Genomic DNA, 4,084 nt, shown 5'->3' with positions numbered 1-4,084 from the left:
TCCGTCAATTCACCCAAGCCACGGCGGAAAACATCCTTGTCCATGTGGTTGCCATCTGCATCCCACAAACGGCAGTTATCTGGTGAAAATTCGTCTGCCAAGATAATCTTGCCATCCTTGTCAAAACCAAACTCTAGCTTAAAGTCAATCAATTTAAGACCAATTTCAGCAAACCAAGCTTTCAAAAGCTCATTGATACGACGCGTTTCTTCCTTCAAGTAGGCAATCTGCTGGTCATCCGCAATTTTAAGGAATTTCACATGCTCGTCATTGATAAAGGGATCATCCAAATCATCATTTTTATAGTAAAATTCTACAATTGGAGTCTCAAATGCGATACCTTCTTCTACGCCAAAACGTTTTGAAAAGGAACCAGCTGTGTAGTTGCGAAGTACGACTTCCAAAGGAATAATGTCAACTTTTTTATTAAGCTGATCTGTATCTGAGATTTTCTCGATAAAATGCGTTGCTACACCGGCAGCGTTCAACTTTTCAAAGATAAAGGCTGAAATCTGATTATTCAAAACTCCTTTACCCGCAATCTGCTCCTTCTTGACACCGTTAAAAGCAGTCGCCTGATCCTTGTAGCGGGACAAAATCACCTGCTCATCTTCTGTCGCAAAAATATCCTTTGCTTTTCCCGAATATAACAACTTGTTTGACATTTTATTATTCGCCTTTCGTGTTTTTATGCTTTAAGTGTATCACTTTTAAATATATTTTACAAGCTTTTCCCGTACATTATAGATGTAAAAACAGGAAAGGTATTGGAAAAATTAACAGTAAAAAGCTGAAAATATATTTTCCTCATACAAAAACAGGACTTTTTCAAGCCCTGTTCTAGAATTCATTAATATAAGTCCAAATAATTATCAATTTCCCATTGGGAAACGAAGGTCGCATAACTAGCCCATTCAATACGCTTGGCTTCAACAAAGCTAGTATAAATATGGTTACCCAAAGCTGCCTTGACGACCTCATCTTCAGTTAAAGCCTTAAGGGCATTATGGAGAGTAGATGGCAGGTCAGTAATACCAGCTTCCTTGCGTTCCTCAGCTGTCATCACATAGATATTTTCCTCGATTGGAGCTGGCGCTTCGATTTTATTTTCCACTCCATGCAGTCCCACTTCTAGGAGCACTGCCATAGCGATATAAGGATTAGCCATAGGGTCTACTGAACGCAACTCCAAGCGAGTTCCCATGCCACGCGATGCCGGTACTCGAACCAAAGGTGAGCGATTTTGCCCAGCCCAAGCGATGTAAACTGGCGCTTCAAAGCCAGGCACCAAACGTTTATAAGAGTTGACAGTTGGATTCATGATAGCCGTATAGTTATAGGCGTGCTTAATCAAACCGCCCAAGAAATAGTAGGCTGTCTCAGACAACTGCATTCCTTTTGGATCTTCTGGATCATAAAATGCATTATTTCCATCTTGGTCAAAGAGGGACATATTACAGTGCATACCAGAACCAGCAATACCAAACTTTGGCTTAGCCATGAAAGTCGCATAGAGACCGTGCTTACGAGCAATGGTTTTCACCACCAATTTGAAAATCTGAATCTTATCACAAGCGCGAAGCACTTCATCATACTTAAAGTCAATCTCGTGCTGACCGACTGCCACCTCATGGTGACTCGCTTCCACTTCAAACCCCATCTTAGTCAAAACATTGACAATTTCTCGACGGGTATTATCCGCCAAGTCTGTCGGCGCCAAGTCAAAGTATCCACCCTTGTCATTCACTTCCAGTGTCGGATCGCCATTTTCATCCAGTTTGAAAAGGAAAAATTCTGGCTCAGGACCAAGATTAAAAGACTTGAAGCCCAGTGCTTCCATATGTTTGAGAGCTCGCTTAAGGTTGCTACGAGGATCTCCTGCAAAGGGAACATGTTCTGTCGTATAAACATCACAGATCAAGCCTGCTACACTGCCATTCTCATCTCCCCAAGGGAAAACTGTCCAAGTATCCAAATCAGGATATAGATACATGTCAGATTCATTGATCCGAACAAATCCCTCGATAGACGAACCGTCAAACATGGCCTTATTTGACAAGACCTTTTCAAGCTGCTCATCCGTTGCTGGAATTTCAACGTTTTTCATGGTTCCCAAAATATCAGAGAACATAAGACGGATGAAAGTGACGTTTTTTTCTTTTACTTCGCGACGAATATCAGCTGCTGTAATGGGCATGGGTAACTCCTTATAGTTTTAAAAAATAGTTTATGGCCGACGCATGTGACCAAAGGTTGGCAGAGAAGAGCCAAAACGACCTTGCTGTAAAATATCATTGTGGAGAGCCCGACGGACTTCCTTTTCGCTAATCGTTTTGTGGGATTTAGCTTCACGCTCAGCATATTTCTGTTTGATAGCAGCGATATTATAGCCCTCAGAAATATAGTCCTTAATTTCCAAAAGTCGGTCCATATCATTCAGAGAATACATTCGACGATTACCCTCATTCCGAAGGGGAGTGATGAGGTTTTGCTCCTCATAATATCGAATCTGACGGGCAGATAAGTCCGTTAACTTCATAACGCTACCTATGGGAAAGACTGCCATATTTCGGCGAAACTCTTTTTCCTTCATTTTTTCCTCTCTATGCACTATTATAACTAATTTTTTTTGTATGTCAACAACCAATGTGAGATTTTCTCACACATTTTAATTTATAGATTTAAAGAAATTCTTAATTCTATCCACATCGGAATTTACCACTATTGCAACAAAGACACCCATAAAGGTTTCAAAAACTCTAGCAAAAACGTATAAAATAGTATCTTCCGGACTAATGGAGAGAGTGATAATCAGCATAGCTGAAACACCACCAATCACTCCAGCCTTATTATTCATAGCGACATTGGTCATGATCGTCAGCATCGTACAGATTGGCACAAATACCAAGGTCACCCAAAATTGGCCGTTCAATAAATTTCCCAACAGATAGAATAGCAAGGCATAAAAGCCCCCGACACTATTTCCTAAAATACGAGAAGTCCCAAAATGAACACTTTTATCAAAATCTTCCCGCAGGCTAAACACCGCTGTCAAAGCCCCAATCTGGAGCCCCTTCCAGCCAAACATGCCAAAAATGAGTAGGACAATAAAGACTGCTATCCCTGTTTTCATCGTCCTCATACCCAAGCGGAATTTCGATTTATCAAATTTGTACTTACTAAAATAGCTCATGCCTTTTCCCTTTTAAAAGTAAACTATCTTTATTCTAACATATTTTCTAATAAAAAGGCTCTGTCCATCCAGTTTATTGTTAACCATCTAGCAAAAAGACATAGCTGCTCCCTCTCTTTTCTAGATACATTTCCCGTTGCCAATCAGTTAGTAAGAAAATATGACTAGATCTTACAAAGACAAGAGAAAAGAGGCTGGGACAAAAGTCCTAGCCTCTCAATTGTCTTTAGATTGTCGAGCAAGACGCAGTGGTTGAGTGGGCTCTACTACGCTGATTTCATCAGCTTTTACAGCCCTACTCAACTGTGCGGAGGTGGGACGACGAAATCGAATTCTAACGAATTACCGATTTCTGTCCTACTCTCTTCCATTACAAATATTATTTTTCAGTCAAAGCTGCAAGTCCTGGAAGAACTTTACCTTCAAGGAGTTCCATTGATGCTCCACCACCGCGTCACAAATACCTCCACTAACACAAAAAGGTGAAATAGCCACCTTTTTGTTAACGTTTCAGTTTTGTTCCTTTTTCTACAAAATCAGGATTTTGTAGAGACTAACGGGCTGAAATTATTTTTCTGTAAGTGCAGCCAAACCTGGCAATACTTTACCTTCAAGAAGCTCCATAGAAGCGCCTCCGCCCGTACTAATCCATGAGAACTTGTCTGCGCGACCAAGGTTGATAGCTGCGGCAGCTGAGTCACCACCACCGATGATTGATTTCACGCCAGGTTGTTTCACGATAGCGTCCATGACACCGATTGTACCAGCTTGGAAGTCAGGGTTTTCAAATACACCCATAGGTCCGTTCCATACAACTGTTTTCGCACCAGTCAAGGCTTCGTCGAATTTAGCGATAGATTTAGGACCGATATCCAAACCAAGGAAACCTGG

The 4,084-nt window shown here is 41.1% G+C and carries 5 protein-coding genes; all 5 read right to left on the bottom strand.

Going from position 1 to position 4,084, the window contains the following annotated elements; all coding sequences use genetic code 11:
- On the bottom strand, positions 1-665 hold a 665-nt coding region (purC, locus tag RWS39_RS09270; RefSeq protein WP_314482844.1), incomplete at its 3' end, for a phosphoribosylaminoimidazolesuccinocarboxamide synthase.
- Between the two features lie 185 nt (positions 666-850).
- On the bottom strand, positions 851-2,197 hold the full coding sequence (gene glnA, locus RWS39_RS09265) for a type I glutamate--ammonia ligase (protein ID WP_005591666.1): 1,347 nt from the start codon (positions 2,195-2,197) through the stop codon (positions 851-853).
- A gap of 30 nt (positions 2,198-2,227) precedes the next feature.
- On the bottom strand, positions 2,228-2,593 hold the full coding sequence (locus RWS39_RS09260) for a MerR family transcriptional regulator (protein WP_314482840.1): 366 nt from the start codon (positions 2,591-2,593) through the stop codon (positions 2,228-2,230).
- A gap of 75 nt (positions 2,594-2,668) precedes the next feature.
- Complete coding sequence (locus tag RWS39_RS09255; RefSeq protein ID WP_005591664.1) at positions 2,669-3,193, bottom strand: FUSC family protein; 525 nt, start codon at positions 3,191-3,193, stop codon at positions 2,669-2,671.
- A gap of 567 nt (positions 3,194-3,760) precedes the next feature.
- Positions 3,761-4,084, bottom strand: a 324-nt coding sequence (pgk, locus tag RWS39_RS09250; protein WP_314482837.1) for a phosphoglycerate kinase, incomplete at its 5' end; no start/stop codon positions are given.

The sequence above is a fragment of the Streptococcus cristatus genome (assembly GCF_963529205.1).
In the GTDB taxonomy this organism is placed as follows: Bacteria; Bacillota; Bacilli; order Lactobacillales; family Streptococcaceae; genus Streptococcus; species Streptococcus cristatus_O.
This window is presented reverse-complemented; position numbering and strand designations above follow the sequence as displayed.

Bases quoted from the DNA above. Each gene is read 5' to 3' on its own strand.
- glnA (WP_005591666.1), bottom strand. From the start codon at position 2,197: ATGCCCATTACAGCAGCTGATATTCGTCGCGAAGTAAAAGAAAAAAAC.
- RWS39_RS09255 (WP_005591664.1), bottom strand. From the start codon at position 3,193: ATGAGCTATTTTAGTAAGTACAAATTTGATAAATCGAAATTCCGCTTG.
- RWS39_RS09260 (WP_314482840.1), bottom strand. From the start codon at position 2,593: ATGAAGGAAAAAGAGTTTCGCCGAAATATGGCAGTCTTTCCCATAGGT.